Source organism: Streptomyces sp. N50 (assembly GCF_033335955.1).
Classification (GTDB): domain Bacteria; phylum Actinomycetota; class Actinomycetes; order Streptomycetales; family Streptomycetaceae; genus Streptomyces.
The window spans coordinates 7,414,654-7,439,250 of record NZ_CP137549.1; the positions used below are offsets into that span (position 1 = coordinate 7,414,654).

At 71.3% G+C, this 24,597-nt stretch carries 18 protein-coding genes; 12 read left to right on the plus strand and 6 right to left on the minus strand.

Annotation, left to right across the window (positions count from 1 at the left end; all coding sequences use genetic code 11):
• Nucleotides 1-16 precede the first annotated feature (16 nt).
• Nucleotides 17-1,762 (minus strand): malto-oligosyltrehalose trehalohydrolase, encoded by a 1,746-nt coding sequence (treZ, locus tag R2B38_RS33120; protein ID WP_318019486.1) that lies wholly within the window; start codon nucleotides 1,760-1,762, stop codon nucleotides 17-19.
• Nucleotides 1,763-1,935: 173 nt separating this feature from the next.
• Here treZ and R2B38_RS33125 point away from each other — a divergent pair, with 173 nt between their 5' ends.
• The 3 genes from R2B38_RS33125 (at nucleotide 1,936) to R2B38_RS33135 (ending at nucleotide 4,561) form a co-directional block, all read left to right on the plus strand.
• Entirely contained in the window at nucleotides 1,936-2,487 is a 552-nt protein-coding gene (locus R2B38_RS33125; RefSeq protein WP_318019487.1) for a DUF1707 and FHA domain-containing protein, read from the plus strand.
• A gap of 161 nt (nucleotides 2,488-2,648) precedes the next feature.
• Nucleotides 2,649-4,130 carry a M14 family zinc carboxypeptidase gene (locus R2B38_RS33130; protein WP_318019488.1) on the plus strand — a complete coding sequence of 494 codons (1,482 nt, stop codon included), beginning with the start codon at nucleotides 2,649-2,651 and terminating at the stop codon, nucleotides 4,128-4,130.
• Nucleotides 4,127-4,561, plus strand: coding sequence for an SSI family serine proteinase inhibitor (locus tag R2B38_RS33135; RefSeq protein WP_318019489.1), 435 nt, complete (start codon nucleotides 4,127-4,129; stop codon nucleotides 4,559-4,561). Before R2B38_RS33130 ends, R2B38_RS33135 begins: the two co-directional genes overlap by 4 nt.
• Before the next feature lie 22 nt (nucleotides 4,562-4,583).
• On the opposite strand, the gene R2B38_RS33140 is transcribed toward R2B38_RS33135, so the two are convergent.
• Complete coding sequence (locus tag R2B38_RS33140) at nucleotides 4,584-5,876, minus strand: M14 family zinc carboxypeptidase (RefSeq protein WP_318019490.1); 1,293 nt, start codon at nucleotides 5,874-5,876, stop codon at nucleotides 4,584-4,586.
• A 509-nt stretch (nucleotides 5,877-6,385) separates the two neighbouring features.
• Between R2B38_RS33140 and R2B38_RS33145 the strand changes: the two genes are divergently transcribed.
• On the plus strand, nucleotides 6,386-7,480 hold the full coding sequence (locus R2B38_RS33145) for a cytochrome P450 (protein ID WP_318019491.1): 1,095 nt from the start codon (nucleotides 6,386-6,388) through the stop codon (nucleotides 7,478-7,480).
• Here the strand turns inward: R2B38_RS33145 and treY are convergent.
• A complete protein-coding gene (gene treY / locus R2B38_RS33150) occupies nucleotides 7,477-9,834 on the minus strand; it encodes a malto-oligosyltrehalose synthase (RefSeq protein ID WP_318019492.1) in 2,358 nt (785 codons plus the stop codon). The two genes, R2B38_RS33145 and treY, sit on opposite strands and share 4 nt — an antisense overlap.
• An 83-nt stretch (nucleotides 9,835-9,917) precedes the next feature.
• Nucleotides 9,918-12,035, minus strand: a complete 2,118-nt coding sequence (gene glgX / locus R2B38_RS33155) for a glycogen debranching protein GlgX (protein WP_318019493.1) — start codon at nucleotides 12,033-12,035, stop codon at nucleotides 9,918-9,920.
• Between the two features lie 197 nt (nucleotides 12,036-12,232).
• On the opposite strand from glgX, the gene R2B38_RS33160 reads away from it, so the two are divergent.
• The 4 genes from R2B38_RS33160 to R2B38_RS33175 all read left to right on the plus strand — a co-directional run bounded on the left by R2B38_RS33160 (nucleotide 12,233) and on the right by R2B38_RS33175 (nucleotide 16,631).
• Nucleotides 12,233-13,042, plus strand: coding sequence for a Tat pathway signal sequence domain protein (locus R2B38_RS33160; protein ID WP_318019494.1), 810 nt, complete (start codon nucleotides 12,233-12,235; stop codon nucleotides 13,040-13,042).
• Between the two features lie 92 nt (nucleotides 13,043-13,134).
• A complete protein-coding gene (locus R2B38_RS33165) occupies nucleotides 13,135-14,451 on the plus strand; it encodes a copper amine oxidase (RefSeq protein ID WP_318019495.1) in 1,317 nt (438 codons plus the stop codon).
• Nucleotides 14,452-14,555: 104 nt separating this feature from the next.
• Nucleotides 14,556-15,797: an SAV2148 family HEPN domain-containing protein gene (locus R2B38_RS33170; protein WP_318019496.1), complete on the plus strand. Its 1,242-nt coding sequence runs from the start codon at nucleotides 14,556-14,558 to the stop codon at nucleotides 15,795-15,797.
• 111 nt (nucleotides 15,798-15,908) lie between these two features.
• The gene (locus R2B38_RS33175) at nucleotides 15,909-16,631 is read left to right on the plus strand and encodes a 3'-5' exonuclease (RefSeq protein ID WP_318019497.1); all 723 of its coding nucleotides are present in this window, start codon (nucleotides 15,909-15,911) and stop codon (nucleotides 16,629-16,631) included.
• A gap of 146 nt (nucleotides 16,632-16,777) precedes the next feature.
• Here the strand turns inward: R2B38_RS33175 and R2B38_RS33180 are convergent, their stop codons facing one another.
• On the minus strand, nucleotides 16,778-17,641 hold the full coding sequence (locus R2B38_RS33180; RefSeq protein ID WP_318019498.1) for an aminoglycoside phosphotransferase family protein: 864 nt from the start codon (nucleotides 17,639-17,641) through the stop codon (nucleotides 16,778-16,780).
• Between the two features lie 171 nt (nucleotides 17,642-17,812).
• Here R2B38_RS33180 and R2B38_RS33185 point away from each other — a divergent pair, with 171 nt between their 5' ends.
• The 4 genes from R2B38_RS33185 to erm all read left to right on the plus strand — a co-directional run bounded on the left by R2B38_RS33185 (nucleotide 17,813) and on the right by erm (nucleotide 22,019).
• Nucleotides 17,813-18,763 (plus strand): sugar ABC transporter permease, encoded by a 951-nt coding sequence (locus R2B38_RS33185; protein WP_318019499.1) that lies wholly within the window; start codon nucleotides 17,813-17,815, stop codon nucleotides 18,761-18,763.
• A 20-nt stretch (nucleotides 18,764-18,783) separates the two neighbouring features.
• The gene (locus tag R2B38_RS33190) at nucleotides 18,784-19,617 is read left to right on the plus strand and encodes a carbohydrate ABC transporter permease (protein ID WP_318019500.1); all 834 of its coding nucleotides are present in this window, start codon (nucleotides 18,784-18,786) and stop codon (nucleotides 19,615-19,617) included.
• A complete protein-coding gene (locus R2B38_RS33195) occupies nucleotides 19,617-20,897 on the plus strand; it encodes a sugar ABC transporter substrate-binding protein (RefSeq protein ID WP_318019501.1) in 1,281 nt (426 codons plus the stop codon). The genes R2B38_RS33190 and R2B38_RS33195 overlap by 1 nt, the downstream gene beginning before the upstream one ends.
• 342 nt (nucleotides 20,898-21,239) lie before the next feature.
• Nucleotides 21,240-22,019: an ErmE/ErmH/ErmO/ErmR family 23S rRNA (adenine(2058)-N(6))-methyltransferase gene (gene erm / locus R2B38_RS33200; protein ID WP_318019502.1), complete on the plus strand. Its 780-nt coding sequence runs from the start codon at nucleotides 21,240-21,242 to the stop codon at nucleotides 22,017-22,019.
• Nucleotides 22,020-22,107: 88 nt separating this feature from the next.
• Here the strand turns inward: erm and R2B38_RS33205 are convergent, their stop codons facing one another.
• The gene (locus R2B38_RS33205) at nucleotides 22,108-24,357 is read right to left on the minus strand and encodes an MMPL family transporter (RefSeq protein WP_318019503.1); all 2,250 of its coding nucleotides are present in this window, start codon (nucleotides 24,355-24,357) and stop codon (nucleotides 22,108-22,110) included.
• Nucleotides 24,358-24,597: the final 240 nt, after the last annotated feature.

Sequence of the window (24,597 nt, forward strand, 5' to 3'; positions counted from 1 at the left end):
ACGATTGCGCAAGCGTTTACGCCTGTGCCAGCACCACGCACGACTCCCCGGGCAGCCGCAGCAACCCGTCGGCCCCCGGCGCCTCCACCGGCTCCCACGCGGCCAGGATCTCCGCGGGACGCGTGCCCAGGGGGATCGCGGCCGGTTCCTTGCCGAGGTTCACGGCGACGCGTACGTCTCCGCGGCGCAGCGCGAGCCAGCGGGCGTCCTCGTCGTAGGCCACCTTCGTGTCGGTGAGGTCGGGGTCCGTGAGGTCGGGCTGTTCGTGCCGGAGGGCGATGAGACGGCGGTACCAGGCCAGCACGCGCGCGTGGGGTTCGCGCTGCGGCTCCGACCAGTCGAGGCAGGAGCGGTCGCGGGTCGCCGGGTCCTGGGGGTCGGGCACGTCCTCCGCGGCCCAGCCGTGCGACGTGAACTCCCGCCGCCTGCCCTGCCGTACCGCCTCCGCGAGGTCCGGGTCGGTGTGGTCCGTGAAGAACTGCCAGGGCGTGCCCGCCGCCCACTCCTCGCCCATGAACAGCATCGGTGTGAAGGGTCCGGTCAGGGTCAGCGCGGCGGCGCAGGCCAGCAGGCCGGGGGAGAGGGAGGCCGAAAGGCGGTCCCCCTGGGCGCGGTTGCCGATCTGGTCGTGGGTCTGGCTGTAGCCGAGGAGGCGGTGCGCGGCCACGCGCGTGCGGTCGAGGCGGCGGCCGTGGTGGCGGTCCCGGAAGCTCGAATAGGTGCCGTCGTGGAAGTAGCCACCGGTCAGGGTTTTGGCGATCGCCGAGAGCGGGGCCCGCGCGAAGTCCGCGTAGTAGCCCTGCGATTCACCGGTCACCGCGGTGTGCAGGGCGTGGTGGAAGTCGTCGTTCCACTGCGCGTGCAGTCCGAGTCCGCCCTCCGCGCGGGAGGTCACCACGCGCGGGTCGTTCAGGTCGGACTCGGCGACCAGGAACAGCGGCCGGCCCGTCTCGGCGGCCAACGCGTCGACGGCGGCGGACAGTTCCTCCAGGAAGTGGCACGCGCGCGTGTCCCACAGCGCGTGCACCGCGTCCAGCCGCAGCCCGTCGATCCGGTACTCGCGCAGCCACGCCAGCGCGCTGCCCAGGAGGAACGCGCGCACCTCGTCCGAGCCGGGCGCGTCCAGGTTCACGGCACTGCCCCAGGGGGTCTGGTGCGTGTCCGTGAAGTAGGGGCCGAACACGGGCAGGTAGTTCCCGGACGGGCCGAGGTGGTTGTGCACCACGTCGAGCGCGACGCCCAGGCCCAGTTCATGGGCCCGGTCGACGAACCGCTTGAGCCCCTCGGGGCCGCCGTAGGGCTCGTGGACGGCCCACAGGGAGACGCCCTCGTAGCCCCAGCCGTGGCGGCCGGGGAACGGGCAGAGGGGCATCAACTCGACGTGTGTGACGCCCAGTTCGACGAGGTGGCCGAGCCGGTCGGCGGCCGCGTCCAGGGTGCCCTCGGGCGTGTACGTGCCGACGTGCAGTTCGTAGAGCACCGCTCCGGGCAGCGGGCGTCCGGACCACGCGGCCCGCCACGCGTACCGCTCGTGGTCGACGACCTCGCTCAGCCCGTCCGGGCCGTCCGGCTGGCGGCGCGAGCGCGGGTCGGGCCGTGGCGGGCCGTCGTCCACCGCGAACCCGTACCGCGTGCCGTCGTCCGCCTCCGCCTCGCCGGTCCACCACCCCACGCGCTCGGGATCGCGCTCCAACGCGCGCGTGGCGCCCTCGCAATGGAGCGTCACACGGTCTGCCTCTGGTGCCCACACCTCGAACTGCACGGACGGTTCCCCTTCGTCTGCTCACCGGGATGTAGCCCGTCCATCGTGCTTCAAACGAGATCAATCCGCTTTTGAATCCGTCCCTTTGGCGCAGGTGTCGTCATCTTCACGCGCGTGCGTGCTGTTTCCGCGTCTTCTGGACACCCGGGGTTCACTGCCCGACAATCACGAGCGTGACGTCGTCCTTCGAGTTCCACACGTACCCCGCGCGGCTGTCCGACGTGGAGCGCGACAAGGCGCTCAAGGTCCTCCACGACGGCGTCGCCATGGGGCGGCTGTCCCACGACACGTTCGTCCGGCGCATGGAGCTGGCGCTCGCCGCCCGCCGGTCCGAGGACCTCGTACCGCTCACCGCCGACCTGCCCACCGAAAGCCGCCTCTCGCGTGCCCTGTTCGGCACCGTGGAGGCCGTCTCCGGCTTCACCGTACGGCTCCGGAGGGCGTGGCAGGCCGAGCGGCTCCCGAAGCTGCTGCTGCCCCACCCGGGCAACGGGCATCCGCTGCGCATCGGCCGCGACCCCGCCAACGGGCTGCGCCTGACCCACGAGACGGTCTCCCGGGTGCACGCCGAACTCAGCCGCCAGGGCGGCATGTGGGTGCTGCGCGACCTCGGTTCGACCAACGGCACGACGGTCAACGGCCGACGGGTGACCGGCGCGGCCGTCGTCCGCGAAGGCGATCAGATCGGCTTCGGACGGATGACGTTCCGGATCGCCGGCACCTGAGCCGGACCGGGCCGCACTTCACCTCTGGCCTGGGCATTACCCGATGTGGCGATCTTGGGTGTGCGTGAAATCCCTTTGCGTACGGCGGTGTTGACGTACCCCGTACGCCGTGACTGACTGTGCGTACACCATGCACACCAGGTGAACCGACGGCACCACGATTGTGGAGGTGTGCCCTGCCGCCACTCCTCCGCTACCCGTCCGTGGACGAGTTGGCCGCCCAGGCCGCCGCGCTCGTCGCCCGCCACCCCCAGGACGCCCGGCTGCGCCGCGTCGGGACCTCCCGCGCCGGTACGCCCCTGTGGCTGCTCTCCGTGGGCCACGGCAGCCACCAGGCCCTCGTGGTCGCCGGACCGCACGCCAACGAGCCCGTGGGCGGCGCGACGGTGCTCCGGCTGGCCGAACGGGTCCTCGCCGACCCCCGGTTGAGCGAGGGCGCCGACGCCACCTGGAACCTGCTGCTGTGCCTCGACCCCGACGGCTCGCGCCGCAACGAGGGCTGGCTCCCCGGCCCGTACACCCTCGGCCGCTACTTCCGGAACTTCTTCCGGCCCGGCTTCCTGGAACAGCCCGAGTGGCTGCCCGACGGCGCGGCGGGTGCCCGACTCCCGGAGACGCGCGCCCTGTTGGAGATCCAGGACGAACTCCGTCCCTTCCTCCAGTGCTCCCTGCACGGCGTCGACGTGGGCGGCGGCTTCGTGGAGCTGACCCGCGACCTCCCGGGTCTCGCCCGCCGCGTCGCCCACACCGCGACCCGTCTCGGCATCCCGCGCGAACTCGGCCCCTACGACACCCTGTACTGGCCGAGCCTCGGCCCCGCCGTCTACCGCATCCCGCCACCGCGCCCGGGCGACCTCGCCGCCGCCATCACCGAGGCCGCCGTCGAGTCCACCTGGTACCACCCGCACCGGCACGGCACGGTGACCGCGGTCGTGGAGGCGCCGATGTGGGGCGTGACCGGCGTCGAGAACGGCGCACCGCCCGCCGACGCGGACGCCTTCCTGCGCACCGTGAGCCACACCCTGCGCCACGACAGCCGCGTCCTGGAGCAACTCCTCGCGCGGATACGGCCGTTCGTCCAGAGCGGCGTCGAGGCGGGGACGGGCGTCGGGCTGCGGGACGCCTGGCCGCGGCCCGCCGCCGACCCGGTGGTACCGCCCGCGCGGGACACCGCCGAGCCGCGTCCGCGGATCCTCGTCGTGTCCGACGCGGCGCGGCTGCTCGCCCCGGTCGACGACTATTTACTGGTGATCCCCGGGCTCGCCGACGCGTGGGACCCCGACGTCGACACCGGCGCCGCCCGTCCGCTGCCACCGCTCAACACCGCCCACCTGGCCGCCCTGCGCATCGCGGGGCGACGGCTGGCGCTGCGGACGGCCGGGCTGCTGTACCAGCTCGTGATCGCCTCGGGGAGCGATCAGGCCGGTGTACTCCCGGAGTTGGACCGGCTGATCGACCAGTGGTGCGCCGACTACCGCGACGGCTGCGGCGCGCGCTGGATCTCGGTCGCGCGCCAGGTCGAGTACCAGTCGCGCGTGGTGCTCAGCGCGTTCGAACTGGCCCGGCGGTACGCGCCCGTGCGCTCCCGTTCGGGTGAGCCGGGGTGGGGTACGGAGCCCGCGGTGCCGATGCACCGGGAATGACCCACACCTTCAAAGCCTTCAGAACGACTGTGCTCCGGAGTGCCCTGCTTCCGGCGGCACTTGTGCTCCTCGCCGCCGGACAGCCACCGGCCCAGGCGTCCGCTCCCCGCCACGGCATCCAGGGCGACTGGCTCTACCTCACCGTCACCCGGGGCGACAGCCGGTCCAGTGACACGCGCGGGACGCTGCTCCTGTGCGACCCGCCCCAGGGGCACGCCCACGCGGCCGAGGCCTGTGCCCAACTGGGCGCCGCGGGCGGCGACATCGACGCCGTCCCGGCCAAGGGCGTCATGTGCCCGATGATCTACGCCCCGGTGACCGCCCACGCGCGCGGGGAGTGGAAGGGCCGCCCGGTCGACTACAGGAGGACGTTCTCCAACGGGTGCGCCATGGCGGCGCGCACCGGAGAGGTCTTCGCGCTGGACACCTGAGGCACGGGCCGAACGGGCGGCGTCAGGCCGAGCGTCGGGCACGCACGCGTGGGGCGTCCCCGAATCCGTCCGCCTGCTCGCGCGCGTACAGCGCCGCCGCCACGACCGTGCGGGACTGATGCTCGACCTGGTGCTCCAGGGGCACCCAGCGGGCCCGGAAGCGCTCCGCGAAGGCGTCGCTCCAGGACGCCACGAGGTGTTCGAGCAGGGGCGCCGCACGGTCGTCGGTCTCCCGCAGGACCCGCAGCAGCATCGCGGCCGCCCGCAGCGGCAGCCGGCGCCCGAACGCGTCCACGCTGCCGACGTACGCCATCGTCGTGTCGGCCGGCCGTGTGTGCATCCAGTCCGCGGCCAGGCCGGGCACCAGCTCCAGCGCCCACTTCGCGGCCCGCAGCAGCGGTGTGTCGACGCCCTGGAGGCGCGGCAGCGCGTCGGCGAGCACCCACTCCACCTCCCGCGTGTCCCGCAGCAGGCGCCGCGCCAGCCGCCGTATCGCCGCCGCCGGGGCGGGATGCGGTGCCGGGTCGTCCACCAGGTCGCTGGCCCACATCGGGACCTCCACGACCGCGGTCAGACCGCCGTAGCGGTGCGCGTGGTACCAGGTGCTGTGCCGGGCGTCGTCCGGCATGCTCGGGTACGCCACGTCCGAACCGGGCGCCGGCATCACATGCACCCCGGGCCCCGAGGCGGGCCAGCCCGCCGCGTCCGAGGCGCCCGTCTCCACCGGGATGTGCAGCTCCGCCGCCGACTTGGCGAACGGCTCGGCCAGCCCCGGTATGTCCTTCGTCAGCTGCACCCAGCTGCCGCCCAGATCGGTCCCGTGCAGGGTCACCTGGAGGTAGGGCCGCAGTTCGTCGATCACCCGGGTCAACGCCCTTGTCTCGGGCGGCAGTCGGTCGGGCGGCAGCACGGAGGGCGACCACTCCGGCTGCTCGGGCCCGGCCGGCCGGTAGAAGCCCAGGTGGTAGTCGAGCAGACTGCGCGGCGCCGGCGTGACATGCAGACTCGCCCCGTCCGGGTCCGCGCACAGCAGGAAGTGCCAGGAGGTGTCCGACCTCAACTCCCTTTCCCGTACGACCCGTTCGGCCAGGGCGAGGAGAGTGGAGCCGCCCGTCGGCTCGTTGGCGTGCGCGCCCGCGACCACCAGGACGGCGCGTTGGGCGTGCCCCACGGACAGCAGATGGAGTGGCCTGCCCGCGCGGGAGACGCCCACCTGCCGCAGAGCGCACAGGCCCGGCCGATGAGCGGCCAACGCCCTTGCGGACGAGACCAGTTCGGTCACACTGGGGTATCGCAACTCCGGCAGGAGACTCACCCCCGATTAGTCAGCCCCGGCTTCGCAATCGCAGTACTTCACGGGCTCTGTGAACTGTCAAGGAGACCGCGGGGGAGGCTACCGGGGGCGCCCAGGCGCATTTACCGGCAGCCGGTAGGGGCGTTGGTGCCAGCAGGGGGCCGGGGTTCTCCAGGAGGTCCCACGGGCGTCCGCGCTCACTCCCGACGACGTCCCCGTCGGGCACACGCGCGTACCCCCGCACCGGGCACACCGACGCCGCCGTTCGTCACCGCACGCCCGCCGCCCGGCACGCACCCCGGGGCCGTACGCGGGTGTGAGCCGGTGGCCGGGACGGCCCTACGGCGTGCGGCCGGTCCGCGTACGCCGTAGGACCACGGGATGCCTGCTTCACCCGTACGGCCGTATGAGGGCTGCGTCCCGCGCGGTGCGGTGGTCGGCTGGGGGCAGCCGCGTGTGCGCATGGCGCGGAGGACCGGCCGCGCGCCCCACGGCGCGGGGCGGAGCGACGACCACGGGAGCGGACGGCGGTGCTGTGTCTCACGGACGTGCTCGTCACGCGGACTGCGGGCACCCCGGCCCGCCCACCGGCCCCGCCTAGCCTGCGGACGGCCGTACGGGACCCGTATCCGCTCTACCGCACCCTCCGCACGCACCACCCGCTCGTGTACGACGAGCCCTTCGGCGCCTGGCTCGTCAGCCGCTACGACGACGTCCGCGCCGCGCTCGCCGACCCCCGGCTCGTGCCCGTGCCCGGCGAGGGGACGTCGGAGGCCGATCAGCGCCTCGAACGGGCGCTGCGCGGGCCCGCGCTGGACGCCCTGACCGCCGCCGTCGAACGCGGCGCCCATGTCCTCGCCCGTCGGCTGGCCGCGCGTGAAGAGGCCGATCTGGTGGCCGAGTTCTGCGACTGGCTGCCCACCGCGACGGTCGTGGCCGCGCTCGGGCTGCCGTACGAGGAGACCGCGCGGGTGCACTGCTGGTGCCGCACGGGACTCGGCCCCTCCGGGGGCGGGCGCTGCGAACTGGGCGTCTTCCTGCGCCCGTTGACGGCCCGGCGCCGCGCCCATCCGGGCGGCGACCTGCTGTCCGTCCTGTGCGCCGAGCGGTCCGACGAGGCCGTCACGGGGCTGGTGGGCACGCTGCTCGGCGCGGCGGGCGAGACGACCGCGCGGGCGCTGGCTTCGTTCCTCGCCAACCTCCTTGACCACCCGGGTCAGTTGGAGGTGCTCCGGGCCCGACCCGGGCTCACGGCCGGAGCCTGGGCGGAGTCGTTGCGCCGCGATCCGCCGCTGCACCTCGTGCTGCGCCGGGCCGTCGAACCCGTCGGCGCGATCCCCGCCGGAGCCACCGTCGCCTGCCTCCTCGGCGCCGCCGGCCGCGACCCGGAGCGCTTCACCGACCCCGACCGCTACGACGCCTTCCGCCCCGACCCCGCCCCGCTCGCCCACGGCACCGGCCGCCACACCGCCTCCGACGCCCTGCTCGCCCGTCTCACGGCCGAACACGGTCTGCGGGCCCTGCTGGCCGCCCTGCCGGGCCTGCGCCACGCAGAGGGCGCCCGGACGGCGCCTGAGGACCTGGTCCGGCGCTCACCCAAGATCCTCAGGGTCCGCACCCGCTAGCCGCCCTCGCCCACCCGCTCCAGCAGGACCACCGGCAACTCCCCGAAAACGTCCGCCACGCGTGCGTGCCCGGTGAACTCCCGCTCCGGAGCCAGCACATCGGCCCATCGCCCCGGCGGCAGCGGCAGCACCGTGTCGCGCCAGCCGCCCGCCTCCGCGAGCCGCGCCGACAGCCGGGTCACGGCCGTGACCACGGCTCCCGAGCGCGCGAACGCCACGCAGTGCGCCGCCGCCGGGCCCTGTGCCGTCAGCGGGGCGTACGCCGCCGCGTCCCCGAAGACCTCGGGGCGACGGGCCCGCAGCCGGAGCGCGGCGGCCGTGAGCGCGCCCTTGTCGCCGGGGTGCGGCGCCGGGAAGGGCACCGGGCGGCGGTTGTCGGGGTCGACCAGGGCCAGGTACTCGGCCTCCGTGCCCTGGTAGAGGTCCGGGACGCCGGGCATCGTCAGCTGGACCAGGGCGGCGCCCAGCATGTTGGCCCGGATGCGCGGCTCCAGTGCCGTGCGCAACGCGGCCACGTGCTCGCCGGGCGCCCCGCACGGGCCCGCCGCGACGAACGCCGCCACCGCCTCCTCGTACGGCGGCTCCTGCTCCGTCCAGCTCGTGTACAGGCCCGCCTCGCGCACATGCTTCAGCAGGGCCTCCTGGACGCGCTCGGCGTCCGCGGGGCCGAGCCCGAACACCGTCTGCCAGGCCGCCCACGCCAGTTGGGCGTCCGGCACGCCCTCCCCGGTGCGGGTCACCTCGGCCAGCACGTCGGCCCAGCGCTCCGGCACCTCGGTGAGCACGGCCAGCGCGGCCCGTACGTCGGCGCTGCGCTTGGTGTCGTGGGTCGACAGCACGGTGCCCATGGCGGGCCAGTCGCGCTGCACGCGCGCGCAGTACGCGTGGAAGTCCTCCGGGGACACCGCCGGACTCCCCGGGTTCCCGCCCACCTCGGTCGCCGACAGCAGCGGCACATAGCGGTAGAAGGCCGTGTCCTCCACGGACTTGGCCCGCAGCGCGGACGAGGTCTGCGCGAACCGCGTCCGGAACTCCACCTGTTCGGGCCCGTCCCCGTACCGCCCCAGCAGCAGCTCCCGTACGACATCGACGGCGCCCGCCTCCTCCGGGACGACGAACGCCTGCCGGGCCTCGGCCGCCGCCTCCTCGGTGACCACGGCGGCCGTGTCTCCCGAGGTGTACGGCCGGTACACCTCCAGGCGGACCAGGAGCTCCAGCAACGCGGTCCGCAGCGCCCAGGGGGCCCGGTCGCGCAGCGCGGGGTCCGGGGAGGTGGCGCAGAGACGGGCCGCGACCCGGGTCAGCCGGTCCATCTCGGCGACCAGTTCGTGCGTGAGCACCTTGTACGCCGCCCGCCGTACCGTCGCCTCCCACTGGCCGCCCCGGTCGGTCTGCGGGGCCGCGAACCTCCGGTACTGGCCCAGGAGTTCACCGGCGCCCGCCGGGTCCGTGAACAGCCCGTCGACCTGGCGGAGGGCGTCGTAGCCCGTGGTGCCCGCGACGGGCCAGGACGCCGGCAGGTGCTCACCGTCCGCGAGGATCTTCTCGACGACCGTCCAGCGGCCCCCGGTCGCCTCGTGCAGCCGCGCCAGGTAGTCGTCGGGGTCGGCGAGGCCGTCGGGGTGGTCGACGCGCAGGCCGTCGACGACGCCCTCGCGCAGCAGCTGCAGCATCTTGGCGTGCGTGGCGTCGAAGACCTCCGGGTCCTCGACGCGCACCCCGATCAGCTCCGAAATGCTGAAGAACCGCCGGTAGTTGAGCTCGGTGCGGGCCAGCCGCCACCACACGGGGCGGTACCACTGCGCGTCCAGGAGCCGCGGCAAAGGCAGCTCCGCGGTGCCCTCGCGCAGCGGGAAGACGTGGTCGTAGTAGCGCAGGACGTCACCGTCGACCTCCAGGTGGTCGATCTCCGCGCCGACCGGGCCGCCCAGGACCGGCAGCAGCACTTGCCCGCCCTGGGCCTCCCAGTCGATGTCGAACCAGCGCGCGTACGGCGACTTGGGGCCCTCCCGGAGGACCTCCCACAGGGCGTGGTTGTGGCGCGGGGCCATCGCCATGTGGTTGGGGACGATGTCCACGACCAGGCCGAGACCGTGCTCGCGCGCGGTGCGCGCGAGGGCGCGCAGGCCGTCCTCGCCGCCGAGTTCGTCCCGTACGCGCGCGTGGTCCACGACGTCGTAGCCGTGCGTCGAGCCCGGGACGGACTCCAGGACGGGGGACAGGTGCAGGTGCGAGACGCCGAGCGACGCCAGGTACGGCACGGCCGCCGCTGCCGCCGTGAACGGGAACTCGGGCTGCAGCTGCAGCCGGTAGGTGGCCGTGGGCACTGCCGGGTCGGGTCGCTCAGGTGTCATGCAGACCTACGTACCCGCCCGGCCGTCTTTCGTGTCATCCACTCCCGCATCCGGTCCGCTGATCGGCCGACCGGAGTGTCCGTCTAGGTGGGCCGTTGCAGCACCGTCATGCTGCGGTCCACCAAGGTCAGCCGGTCACCGGCCTTCACCTTCGCGCCCGTGCCCACCGGCACCCCCTCCGGGCGGCCCGTGTCCACGATCACCTCCCACTGGCGGCCGTGATTGACCGGCACGACGAATTCCAGCGTCTCCGGAGAGGCGTTGAACATCATCAGGAAGGAATCGTCGGCGATCCGCTCCCCGCGCTGACCGGGCTCCGAGATGGCGTTGCCGTTCAGGAACACCGACAGCGCGGAGGCCTGCGCCGAGTCCCAGTCCCGCTGGGTCATCTCCTTGCCCTCCGGGGTGAACCAGGCGATGTCCGACAGCTCGTCGTGGGTGCCCTCCACGGGCCGCCCGTGGAAGAACCGCCGGCGCCGGAACACGGGATGCTCCTTGCGCAGCCACACCAACGCGCGCGTGAAGGCCAGCAGCTCCGGCGAATCGCCGTCGCCCTCGGGCCACTTCACCCAGGCCAGCTCGTTGTCCTGGCAGTACGCGTTGTTGTTGCCCTTCTGGGTGCGCGCGAACTCATCCCCGTGGCTGACCATCGGCACGCCCTGGGACAGCATCAGCGTGGCCACGAAGTTGCGCATCTGCCGCGCGCGCAGCTCCAGGACGGCCGGGTCGTCGGTGTCGCCCTCGGCCCCGCAGTTCCAGGACCGGTTGTGGCTCTCACCGTCCCGGTTGTCCTCGCCGTTGGCCTGGTTGTACTTGTCGTTGTACGACACCAGGTCGCTCAAGGTGAACCCGTCGTGGCAGGTCACGAAGTTGATGGACGCCAGGGGACGCCGGCCGTCGTCCTGGTAGAGGTCGGACGAGCCGGTCAGCCGGGACGCGAACTCCGCGAGCGCCCGCCCCTCGCCCCGCCACATGTCCCGCACGGTGTCGCGGTACTTGCCGTTCCACTCGGTCCACAGGGGCGGGAAGTTGCCCACCTGGTAGCCGCCCTCGCCGACGTCCCAGGGCTCCGCGATCAGCTTCACCTGGGAGACCACCGGGTCCTGCTGGACGAGGTCGAAGAACGACGACAGCCGGTCCACCTCGTGGAACTGCCGGGCCAGGGTGGCCGCGAGGTCGAAGCGGAAGCCGTCGACGTGCATCTCGGTGACCCAGTAGCGCAGCGAGTCCATGATCAGCTGGAGCACGTGCGGGGACCGCATGAGCAGTGAATTGCCCGTCCCCGTGGTGTCCATGTAGTAGCGGGGGTCCTCCGTCAGCCGGTAGTACGAGGGGTTGTCGAGGCCCCTGAAGGACAGCGTCGGCCCCAGGTGGTTGCCCTCGGCGGTGTGGTTGTAGACGACGTCCAGGATGACCTCGATACCGGCCTCGTGCAGCGCCCGTACCGCCGACTTGAACTCCAGGACCTGCTGGCCGCGGTCGCCCCAGGAGGCGTACGCGTTGTGCGGGGCGAAGAAACCGATCGTGTTGTAGCCCCAGTAGTTGTTCAGCCCCATGTCGACCAGCCGGTGGTCGTTCACGAACTGGTGCACCGGCATCAGCTCCAGGGCGGTCACCCCCAGCTCCACCAGGTGCTCGATGACCGCCGGATGCGCGAGCGCCGCGTATGTGCCGCGCAACTCCTCCGGCAGTCCCGGGTGTTGCATCGTGAGGCCCTTGACGTGGGCCTCGTAGAGGACGGTCTCGTGGTAGCCGTGCCGGGGCAGCCGGTCGTCGCCCCAGTCGAAGTACGGGTTGACCACGACCGACGTCATGGTGTGCGGCGCCGAGTCCAGGTCGTTGCGCTTGTCGGGCGCGTCGAAGTGGTAGCCGTACACCTCCTCGCCCCAGGCGATCGATCCGGAGACCGCCTTCGCGTACGGGTCGAGCAGCAGTTTCGCGGAGTTGCACCGCTGGCCGCGCTCGGGGGCGTACGGGCCGTGCGCGCGGAAGCCGTACCGCTGCCCGGGCATGATGCCGGGCACGTACGCGTGCCGCACGAACGCGTCGCTCTCGCGCAGTTCCACCGCCGTCTCCGAGCCGTCGTCGTGCAGCAGACACAGCTCTACTCGGTCCGCGGCCTCCGTGAAGACCGCGAAGTTGGTGCCGGCGCCGTCGTACGTGGCACCGAGTGGATACGCCTCTCCAGGCCAGACCTGCATGGTCACGACTCTTTCAGCCGGGCCCCGCCACCGGGGCGCCTTGGCCATGAGTCTCCCCGAAAGTGAGGGAACCACCTATGACTTACGTCCCTCTTACCAAATGACCGGTGGATACGACGTATGCCGTATCCCGAACCGAGTGGGACAGACACCGCTCCCGATGGTCCGGGGAGGACCCAGGGGGAGTAGGGGGAAATGTGCGAAGGACAGTGCACCGCCACCTGGGCAAAGTGGTGGCGGGTACGGCCATAGCGGTGGCCGGGACCGCCGTGATGGTCGCCATCACCCTGCCGGGCACGGCGGGGGCCGACGAGTCGGGCGGCACGGGAAAGGCCGCCGGATCCGCCCAGCAGCAGGCGGCGGACGGACAGGGAGCGGCACCCGGAGTGGTGCAACAGGCCCCCGCCGAGGGCGAGAAGGGCACGGGCCGCGACCCGCTCACCGACGACGAGACCAAGCGCGTCGAGCGGATCGCGGTGAACCAGCAGTTCCTCAACTCCAGTGAGAACGTGGACGGCAAGCGCGGCCCGCAGCGCCTCGACGTGCAACTCGCCGACCCCGAGACCAGCGAGCTGGACAACCCGAACGCGCCGCGCCGCGCGGACGTGACGTTCTACGACTACAAGGACGACACGGTCGTCACCAAGACCGTCAACCTCGACACCGGCAAGGTCGAACAGACCGGCACGCAGCACGGGGTGCAGCCCCCGCTGAGCCACGCCGAGGACGTCGAGGCGGCCCAGCTGCTGCTCGCCAGCCCGCTCGGCGCGGGTCTCAAGGCCGACTACAAGGACGCCACCGGCAACGAACTCACCTCGCCCGACCAGCTGTTGCTGATGGCCATGGTCTACAAGGCCACTCCGGGACGGCAGTCCGGCGACCTCGACCAGTGCGGCGAGCACCGCTGCGTACGGCTGTTCCCCAAGGTGAAGAACGGGCCGTGGATCGACGCCCGTGACTTCGTCGTCGACCTGAGCGCCCGCAAGGTCGGCAAGCTCACCGGCTGAACCGACCGAGCCGTCCGCACCGATCAACGCGGACCGCGCGGTTCCTCGTCCACTGTCCCAACTTGCTTCTCCTGTAAGGGAGTCACTTCTTCATGCGCGTCAACAGAATCAGCCGTGCCCGCAGGCGGGGGGCCGTCGGGCTCGCCCTCGCCACCCTGGCCGCCGGTGCCACGGCGGGCGCGGGACCGGCCGTGGCCCAGCCGAAGGCCGCCCCGAGCGCCGCCGCACCCGGCTGCAGCGCCGCCTACACCATCGAGCAGAAGCTCTCCACCGGCACCACCTGGCGGATGTGCTGGCACTACGAGCGCGAGGCCGGCCTCGTCCTGGAGAACATCTCCTACCAGCCGCCCGGCCAGGCCACCCCCATCAAGGTGCTCGCCGACGCCAAGCTCGCCCAGATCCACGTCCCGTACGACGACGGCAAGAACGAGTACAGCGACCTCACCCAGTACGGCTTCGGCACCGGCCTGATGAACATGGCGCCCGGCGAGTGTCCCGGCGGCACCATCAAGACCGTCAAGGTCCCCGACGCCTTCGACCCGGCCCACCCGAACGTCAAGGGCCTCTGCACGACGACCCGTTCGCGCGGTCACGCCTTCCGCATGCAGGGCGACAGCGCCAACAAGGTCTTCCAGACCCAGGGCAAGGACTTCCTCGTCTACACGGTCAACCAGGTCGGCTGGTACGAGTACATCACCGAGTGGCGCTTCCAGGACGACGGCACCATCAACATGAACGTCGGTGCCACCGGCAGCCTTTCGCCCTACGACTACGACGCGGGCGACGGCCGCGGCTGGCCGCTCGGCAAGAACGCCACGGCGTACGCGACGAGCCACCAGCACGACGTCTTCTGGAAGTTGGACTTCGCGCTCGACGGCTCCTCCAAGGGCCGTGTCGAGCAGTACGACTCCAAGGTCACCACGCGCGGCGCCAACACCCCCACGAACAAGACCACGTTGACCAAGGTCACCAAGGAACTCGCGGGCGACGCGAAGAACATGCGCTGGTGGCGCATCGTCAGCGCGACCGGCAAGAACAAGGACAACCACGCCCGGTCCTACGAGATAGTCCCCGGCCCCACCACCAAGTACCCGGGCCGCAGCTTCACCCAGCACGACGTGTACTTCACCGAGTACAACAAGTGCGAGCAGTTCGCCAGCGACAACCTGCCCAACTGCGGTGCGGGGCACCCGAAGCAGGTCGACAAGTGGGTCAACGGCCAGACCCTCACCCACCCCGTGGTCTGGGTGAACGTCGGCTTCCACCACATCGCCCGCGACGAGGACCAGCAGCCGATGCCGGTCCACTGGCAGGGATTCTCCATCGCCCCGCGCGACGTCACGGCTATGAATCCGCTCACTCCGCCCGCCCTCGCCGACCAGAACGGCAATGTGAACGGCGGAAGTTGAGAAACGACCCTGTCCATCCGGCTGCACCGCCGACCGGTCCCGGAGTACCCTTCCTTGATCGTTGAGACTGGGGAGAGCTCGGGGGAGCGGAAGGCGGTGCACGGGTGGGCTCGGGAGGGCTGGAGTTGCCCCCTGGTGACGAGGGTCACGAGGGGAACTCCGCAGAAGTCCCGCCCGGCGCGGTGTCCCTGGCACGTCCGATGGACGCGGCTGGTTCCATCGGTCCGGAGCTGGACTGGGACGCCGACGCCTGGCGCGAGGTGCGTACGCGCGCCCAGCGAGCCGGCCGCGCCTACATCTGGCTGAACCTCGTCGAACAGCGGCTGCGCGCGGTCGTGGCCGCTGTTCTGCGTCCCATCTACGAACCCGTCCACGGCGACGAGTGGGTGGTCGCCGCGGCCGGACCGGCCGGCCAGGAGTGGGTGCAGCGCGCGGTCGCCGTACGCGAAGTCAGCCGCCGCAAGGGCTACTTGCTCGACCCGGCCGACGACAACGTCCTCAGTTTCCTGACCCTCCCGCAGCTGCGCGAGCTGATGGTGCAGCACTGGCCGTGCTTCGAGCCGTACTTCGACGAGCGCCGTGACGTCGAACTCGCCCTGGACGAACTGGAGGTGACCCGCAACGTCGTCTCCCGCAACCGCGCCCTGTCCGAGGCCGTCCTCAACCAGGCCGAGCGGGCCTCCGCGAAACTCCTGGAGACCCTCGGCGCCGGCGGCGACGTACCGTCGGCGCGGCGGTTGCCCGTGGACGCGGTCGAGGAGTTGATCGGCGACCGGTTCGCGGACGTGGTCGCCGTGCACCCCGACCGGGTGCGCCTGATGCGGCAGTTCCCGGCCGAGGACATCTTCGGCGGGGCCCGCCGCGTCGACGCCATCGGCATCGGCCTCAACCTGCTCGTGCAGAACTTCTCCGGCCGCCGCCTGGTCCGCCTCGCCGAGTCGGGCTGCCGGGCCCGGCTGCTGTTCCTCAACCCCGCCTCCAGCGCGGTGAAGCGCCGTGAGCGTGAACTCGGCATCAAGCGGGGCGAGTTGAGCCGCGCCGTCGAGATGAACATCCTGCACATGCGGCGGGTGCGGTCCCGGCTGCGCGACCCGGCGGCCTTCGAGATCCAGGTCTTCGACGAGACGCCCCGCTTCACGGCGTACCTCGTCGACGGCGACGGCTTGGACGGCATAGCCGTCGTGCAGTCCTATCTGCGCCGCAGCCGCGGCATGGAGGCGCCGGTGCTGGTGCTGCGGAACGGCAGCCGACTGGTGAAGTCGGACGAAATGGATGACAGCGCACTTTTCCCCACCTATCGCGACGAGTTCGAGCAGATGTGGGCGGATTCGCGACCGGTGTCCTGACCGTCCCACGACCCCCTCCGGCGGTAAGCGGAACGCGGTCATCGGATTGTCAGTGGCTCATGCGATCGTGGAGACCACTGGGGGAAAGCACCACCGAGAAGGGGGGCCGTCATGGCCTGGCACCAGGAGCTGCTCATCGGCTTCGACCTGGAGACGACGGGGACCGAGCCGCGCGAGGCGCGCATCGTCACGGGCGCGGTCATCGAGGTCAGGGGCGGACGCCCGATAGGCCGCAAGGAGTGGCTGGCCGATCCGGGCGTCGAGATCCCGGCGGACGCCGTCGCGGTGCACGGCATCACGAACGAACGGGCCACCACCGAGGGCCGCCCCGCCGACCAGGTCGCCGAGTCCATCGCCGACGTCCTCGTGACCTACTGGAAGACGGGCGTCCCGGTCGTCGCCTACAACGCGGCCTTCGACCTCACCCTGCTCTCCGCCGAGCTGCGCCGCCACGGACTCCCGTCCCTGCGCGACCGGTTGGGCGGCACCGAGCCCGCTCCGGTCATCGACCCTTACACGATCGACCGCTCCGTCGACCGCTACCGCCGAGGCAAGCGCAACCTCGAAGCGGTCTGCCAGGAGTACGGCGTGGTCCTCGACTCCGCCCACGACGCCTCCGCCGACGCCCTCGCCGCCGCCCGCCTGGCCGGCGCGATAGCCGACCGCCACCCCAAGGTCGCCGCCCTCGGCCCGGCCGAGCTCCACCGCCGCCAGATCGAGTGGTACGCGGAATGGGCCGCCGACTTCCAGAGCTTCCTACGCCGCAAGGGCGACCAGGACGCGGTGGTAGACGGCACGTGGCCGCTCCGCGAGCTGGAGGACGAGACGGTCTGACCCGGCGGCTAGGGCAGCGCCCCGAGGAGAAGCGCCCCGAAAGGGGCGCGGGGCTGTATCGATATGCGGCTCCGCCGCGTGGGCGCGACCAGCCACAACGGACCGGCAGCCGCCCAGATACCCAGCAGCCCTCGTGCAATAGGCGCTCAGAACGGAAACCACCGCACAGTCTCGTCCCCGTCCCGCAACGACCCCACCCGCCGCCGAAACTCAACCAGCGCCTCGGGGTTGCTCGGCGCATGCTGAGCAACCCACGCACAGCTGGCCGTCTCCCGGGCACCCCGCAGCACCCCACACCCGTCCCACTCCCGCACATCCCACCCATACGCCTCGACGAACGAGTCGTAGGCCCGAGCCGGAAACGCATACCGGTCGCGCGAGAGAGCCATCACCACCAGATCATGCTCACGCAGATCCGAGGAGAAGGTCTCCAGATCGACCAGCACCGGCCCGTCCGGCCCGACATGCACATTGCGGGGCAACGCGTCACCGTGAATCGGCCCCGGCGTCAGACGCGGCGTGAGCGCGGCGGCGGCAGCCGCGAACCCGTCCCGACGCTCGCGCAGATACGCCGCATCCGCCGGATCGATCGCGTCACCGGCAAGCCGCAGCCACCGCTCCACACCGCCCAGCAGCTCACGGGGCGGAAGGCCGAACGAGGGGGAGGGAAGGGCGTGGACGAGGCGTAGCAGTTCGGCCAAATCCCGGGGCTCGGCCGGGCGTACGGAATCGGCCAGCCGGTGCCACACCGTCACCGGGTGCCCCTCGACCAGCCGTGCTTCCGGCTCGGCGGCCCGCACCGCGGGCACCCCCGACCCGGCAAGCCACAGCGCGACATCCAGCTCGCGCCGGGCCCGGTCGAGGAGTTCCGCGTCACGACCCACCTTGACGACCAGGTCACCCGCGGCGAACACCGCGTTCTCGCCGAGGGCGAGGAGCCGCGCGTCCCGCGCCGCGCCGGGCAGTACGTCCGCCGCGGCCAGTACGTCCCGGGCCCGTGCCTCGTCCATCGTCCGCCTCCGAGTGATCCCTGTGCGTGTGCGGACGGCGTCGGGTTCCCGCCATCCGACGGCCAGTGTCGCATTCGCACAGGTGGGACGGCATGCGAGGTGCCTTGACGAGGCACAAGGCGTTCACGACCATGACGGGGCCCGACCGGGCCGCGCAAAGGGGCTGATTCCATGACATCGGTGACGGGGGTATCGGTGACGGAGCCAAGGAGACCACCGAGCCGCGCGCCGAGCCGGGACCGGCAGCGACGCGCTCCCGACCACGCGGCCTGGTTCCTGGTGCTACCCGCCCTGATCCCGATCCTCGTGCTCAGCGTCGGCCCCCTCCTCTACGGAATCCTGCTGGCCTTCACCGACTCCCAGTCGGGCCGCACCGCGCCCACGCAATGGATCGGCGGTCTCAACTTCCGGGACCTGCTGCACGACACCCTCTTCTGGGAGTCGTTCCGGATCGGACTGGTCTGGGCGGTCGGGGTCACGGTCCCCCAGTTCCTGCTCGCCCTCGGCCTGGCCCTCCTCCTCAACCAGGACCTGCGGATGCGCTGGCTCGCCCGCGCCCTCGCGATCGTCCCGTGGGCGATGCCCGAGGTCGTCGTCGGCATCATGTGGCGCATCGTCTACAACCCGGACGCGGGCATCCTCAACGAGACCCTGCACCACCTCGGCCTCGGCAACGGCCGGGACTGGCTCAGCAGCCTGACGACCGCGCTGCCCGCCGTGATCGTCGTCGGCGTGTGGGCCGGCATGCCGCAGACCACGGTCGCCCTGCTCGCCGGACTGCAGAACACCCCGCGCGAACTCCACGAGGCGGCGGCGGTCGACGGCGCCGGAGCCTGGCGCCGCTTCCGCACGGTCACCTGGCCCGCCCTCAGACCGGTGGCGCTGGCGATCACGGCGCTCAACCTGATCTGGAACTTCAACTCCTTCGCCCTGGTCTACGTCCTGACCAACGGCGGACCCGGCGGCCGCACCCGGCTGCCCATGCTCTTCGCCTACGAAGAGGCCTTCCGCTACGGCCAGTTCGGCTACGCGGCGGCGATGGGATGCGTGATGGTCGCGGTGATCTCGGTGCTCCTGGCCGTCTTCCTCGCAGGCCGGTTGAGGGGAGGCGACGACTCATGAGAACCAGCGACACATCAGGGATGAGGACAAGCACCGGCGCCCGCGCAGGCCAATACGTGGCCCTGCTCGCGTATCTCGTCTTCCTGGCCTTCCCCCTCCTCTGGCTGATCTCCACCGCGTTCAAGTCCCCGCAGGAGCTGGGCAGTCTGCACCCCACCTGGATCCCGAGGCACCCCACCCTCGCCAACTTCCGCCAGGCCTTCGACGAACAGCCGCTGTTGCACGCCGCGTTGAACTCCCTGCTCGCCGCGCTCGGGGCCGCGCTGATCGCCGTGGTGATCGCGACACCGATGGCGTGGGTCATGGCCCGGCGCCGCACACTGCTCGCGCGAGCAGCGACCGGTTGGGTCGTGGTCAGCCAGGCGTTCCCGTTCGTGCTGGTGATCATCCCGCTGTTCCTGGTGCTGAAGAACCTGCGGCTGATCGACTCCCTGGCCGGGCTGGTGCTCGTCTACGTCGTATGGTCGCTGCCGTTCGCGCTGTGGATGCTGGTCGGCTATGTCCGGGCGGTACCACCGGAGTTGGAGGAAGCGGCGGCGGTCGACGGCGCCGGAAGGCTCCGCACGCTGGTGTCGGTGACGGCACCCCTGCTCGCACCCGGGATCGTGGCGACGGCGCTCTTCGCTTTCGTCACGGCGTGGAACGAGTTCTTCTTCGCGCTGGTCCTGCTCAAGACCCCCGAGAAACAGACCCTCCCGGTCGTCCTCACCCACTTCATCGGCGCGGAGGGCGTGGCGGACCTCGGCCCGCTGGCCGCAGCCGCGTTCCTCGCGACCCTCCCCTCCCTCATCGTCTTCGCGCTGATCCAACGCCGTATCACCGGCGGCATGTTGACCGGGGCGGTGAAGAGCTGATGCGAGCGCGCTGGATCCTCGCCCTGGTCCTGACTCTGCTCCTCGCCGGCTGCACAGGCGGCGGAAGCAACTCCGCGAACGGCCGGATCACCCTCCGCTTCCAGTCCCTGGCCTGGCAGGACGAGTCCGTCACCGCCAACAAGGAACTGGTGAAGGAGTGGAACGCCACCCATCCCGACGTCAAGGTCGAGTACGTGCAGGGCAGTTGGGACAGCGTCCACGACCAGCTCCTCACCTCCTTCGAGGGCGGCGAGGCCCCGGACATCATCCACGACGCCTCCGACGACCTCGCGGACTTCGCCTACGGCGGCTACCTCGCCGACCTCCGGGACCTGCTCCCCGCTCGTCTCAAGTCAGAGATCCCGCAACGGAGTTGGGCTACGACGACCTTCGGGAACGGCATCTACGGCGTGCCGTTCCTCCAGGAACCGCGCGTACTCATCGCCAACGCCACCTGGCTGAAGAAGGCGGACGTACGCATCCCGACCCCCGAACACCCCTGGACCTGGCCCGAGTTCAGGGCCATCACCCGACGCCTGAGCGGCAACGGCAAGTACGGAGTGGCCTGGCCGCTCAAGGAGCCGGTGTCAGCCACGCTCAACCTGTCGCTGTCGGCGGGCGGCGAGCTGTTCCACCGGGGCACGGACGGCAAGGTGACCGTCCGCTTCGACAAGGCCGACCAGGTCGTCCCCCGCACGGTCCACGACCAGGTGGACGTGGACCACAGCGCCTCACCCACGACCCTCGGCAGCGGCGGCTCGGACACGCTCCCCGGGTTCTTCGGCGGCAAGTACGCGATGATCCCGCTCGGTTTCTCCTACCGCCAGCAGATCGTGCAGCAGGCCCCCAAGGGCTTCGACTGGCAGGTCCTGCCCGCCCCGGCAGGCGCCGACGGCCTCACCCAGGGCGTCAGCCCACAGACCCTGTCCATCGCCGAGGACAGCCCCCACAAGAAGCAGGCCGCCGAGTTCATCGCCTTCCTCCTCCAGCCCAAGAACATGGTCCGCCTGGCCCTCGGCGACTGGATGCTCCCCACCGGAACCCAGGCCCTGAAGGACCCGGCTCTGCACACCACCAAGGACGACTGGGCAACCGGCACGGCACTCGCCACCGACCTCGCCTCAGCCCCCGCCCAGTCGGTACGCGGCTACCCGGAGTGGAAGGACAAGGTGGCGACCCCGGCCTTCCAGGAGTACTACAGCGGAGCAATCACCCTCGCCGAACTACGCCAACGCCTGGAGAAAGACGGCAACTTGGTCCTGGCGAGATACCAACGCTGACGAGGGCTTTCAGGGGCGCGGGGAACTGCGCGACCAGCCACAGCGCACCCGCACCCGCCAGACAACCGCACTCCCCTCCCCAGAGGGCGCTCCCCTCCGCGAAAACCCCGTTGCCCCACCCCAACCCCGCCACCTACCGTGATCCCATGTCCGCCGCGAACGCGATCGTGAACTCCGGTCTCAACCGGAGCTGCCCGCATGCGATCCGCATCCGCCGCAGCCCCGGTGCCCTGACCGGCCCGGGCGCGCACGCCCACTGACTCTTCTCCACTTCCCCTTGTTCTTCCGGTCGGGGCCTTCGTCTGCCCGTATGCCCTTCACGGAAGACAAGGACCGCAGGCCATGGCCCGCCCCACCCCCGTTTCCCGCGCGCTCTCGCAGAACTTCCTGGCCGACCACGCCACCGCCGAATACGTAGCCCGCCTGGCCGTCCCGCACGGCCACCAGGTCCCGCTCCTCCTCGAAGTGGGCGCAGGAAAAGGCGCGTTGACCGCGAAACTCGCCCCCCACTGCCACGAACTCCACGCCCACGAGATCGACCCCCGCCTCGTGCCGAAACTCCGCACCCGCTTCGGCACCACACCCCAAGTACGGGTGATCGCCGGTGACTTCATGGACACCCGCCCCCCACGCACCCCCTTCGCGGTCGCCGGAAACGTCCCCTTCTCCCGCACCGCAGACATCGTCGACTGGTGCCTGCGCGCCCCCGCCCTCACCGACGCCACCCTGCTCACCCAACTCGAGTACGCCCGCAAACGCACCGGGGACTACGGCAGTTGGACCCTGCTGACGGTCCGCAGCTGGCCCCGCTACGAGTGGCGGCTGGTCGGCCGGGTCGACCGGCGCCGGTTCAGCCCCGTGCCGCGCGTCGACGCCGGGATCGTACGGATCGAACGGCGCCGAGAGCCGCTGCTCGAACCGGCCGAGCTGCCCGCTTGGCGGCACCTGGTCGAGCTGGGCTTCTCCGGAGTGGGCGGCTCGCTGCACGCCTCGCTGCGCCGGGCCCACCCGAGGCGCCGCGTGGGCGCCGCGTTCCGCGCCGCGAGGCTCGACCCACGCGTCCTTGTCGGCGAGGTGTCTCCGGATCACTGGCTGCGCCTGCACGGGGAACTCACGTCGTAGAAGAGCTGCCGTAGGACACGGGTGAGGGCCTGCTGGTTCCCCCGGGATACCAACAGGCCCTCGATCATGGGGAGTTACCCGCGCGGACTCACACCCGCAGGGGCTCGCCCTCGCCCGTCACCGTGGGCGTTGGCGCGACCTCCTCAGGGGACTCGTCGTGCGTGAGGTCGGGCAGGCGGTGGAGCCACTTCGGGAAGTACCAGTTGCGCTCGCCGAGCAGGGCCATCACCGCGGGGAGCAGGACGCCCCGGATGACCGTGGCGTCGATGAGGACCGCTGCCGCGAGGCCCACGCCCATCTGCTTCATGGACTGCATGGACAGCGTGCCGAAGATCGCGAAGACGGCGACCATGATGACGGCGGCGCTGGTGACGACGCCGGCCGTGGTGACCACGCCGTGCTGGATCGCGTCCTGGGTCGAACGGCCGCGCAGCCGCGCCTCGCGGATCCGGGAGACGACGAACACGTGGTAGTCCATCGACAGGCCGAACAGGATGACGAAGAGGAACAGCGGCAGCCAGGTGACGATCGCGCCGACCCCCTCCGCGCCCACCAGTGAGGCGCCCCAGCCGTGTTGGAAGACGGCGACGAGGATGCCGTAGGCGGCGCCCACGGAAAGGAGGTTGAGGACGATCGAGGTGATCGCGACCGTCAGTGAGCGGAACGAGAGCAGCATCAGCAGGAAGGCGAAGACCACGACGAACGCGAAGACCGGGACGACCGATCCGAGGAGCTGGTCGTTGAAGTCCTTCGATCCCGCGACGTTTCCGGTGATCGGTGCCTGGACGCCGTCGACCTTGCCGAGGGTGGCGGGCCGTACCTCGTCGCGCAGTTTCTCCAGGCTCTTCGCGGCCTTGTCCTGGTCGGAGCCGCCGACGAGCGGGACGTAGACGAAGGCGACGTTCTGCGCGTCGTGCAGCTTGATGTCGACCGGGCCGCGCGAGGCACCCGAACTGACCGCCCGCGCCTTGAAGTCGGCCAACGCCTGCTTGACCTCAGGGGAGTTGATGTCCTTCGCCTTGACGACCACCTCGGCCGGGTCGGAGCCGCCGGGGAAGGCGTCGTTGACGCGGTTGTAAGTCCCCACGATCGGGAGGGAGTTGCCGAACTCCTGGTCCAGGGTGAGGTTCTCGGTCTTCATGCCGACCGCGGGAGCGGCGATCGCGAGCAGCGCGCCGGCCGCGACGAGCACGGAGACGAGGGGCTTGGCGAGCACACCCTTGAGGACGGCGGTCCAGAACCGGCTCTCGCCGTTGCCCCGGCGGCCGCGCCGGCGCAGGAACGGGATGCGGCCCTTCTCGACCCGCTCGCCCAACAGCGAGAGCAGCGCGGGCAGTACGGTCACCGAGCCGACCATGGCGACCGCGACGACCATCAGCGAGGCCAGGCCCATCGCCTCGAACTCGGCGAGCCCGGTGAACAGCATGCCCGCCATCGCCACACACACCGTGACACCGGAGACGATGATGGCGCGGCCACTGGTCGCGGCGGCGATCCGGAGCGCGGCCCCGGCGTCCCGGCCGGCTTCGCGCTCCTCGCGTTCGCGGCGCAGATAGAACAGGCAGTAGTCGACACCGACGGCCAACCCCACCAGCAGCATGACCGAGTTGGCGGTGTCGCTCATCGGCTGGATGTGGCTGACGAGACCCATCAGGCCCATCGTCGCGATGATCGCGGTGAGGGCCAGCGCCACCGGCAGCAGCGCCGCCACCAGCGCGCCGAAGGCGATCAGCAGGATGCCGAAGGCGACCGGTACGGCGGAGTACTCGGCCTTCTTGAAGTCGTTGCCGAACGCGTCGGAGTACTGCTTCGCCATGCTCGCGCCGCCGATCTCCTCGATCCGCAGCGAGCCATGGTCCTTCTGCACCCCGGCGACGGCCTTCAGCACCGGCTCCACCCGGTCGCCAGCGGTGTCCGCGTCGCCGCGCATGTCGAACTGGACGAGCGCGCTCCGGCCGTCCTTCGAGATCGTCTTCGTGTCGTACGGCGAGGTCACGTCCGCGACCCGGCCGGTCCCCTCGACGGCCTTGACGACCGCGGTGACCGTGGAGCGGAACTCGCTGTCGGCGGACGTGACCGACGCGTCCTTCGACTGGATCAGGATGGTCTCACCGGCCGGTTCCTTGATCCCGGCGTCGTCGATGATCGTGGCGGCGGTGTGCGTCTCGCCCTTCAGCTGGTCGCTCTCGTCGACGTCGACACGGCCCGCGGCCGAACCGATCCCCATCGCCAGCACCACGAACAGCACCCAGATGCCGACCGCGGCCCAGCGGTGCCGGGCGCTCCAGCCGCCGGCCCGGGCGGCGAGCCCCCGTACCCGCGAATCTCCGTTCCCCATGACGGGCTTGCCCCCTTGTGCACGGTGACAGCCCCCTGCCGCCACCTCATGGTTCGAAGGTATGTGCGGGATAAGAGCGTCTCCTCGTGCTGACCGGTGAGGTATTGGCCGACCGGCTCCTCCGCACGGACAGCGAGCCCTCAGTACTGGGGAGGACGGCGGCCCCCTACATCTATCGGTGCGGCTCGGGGGTGGTGATCAGGGTGTCCGATGCGTCGGGCGGGGTCCGCTTTGTTATTA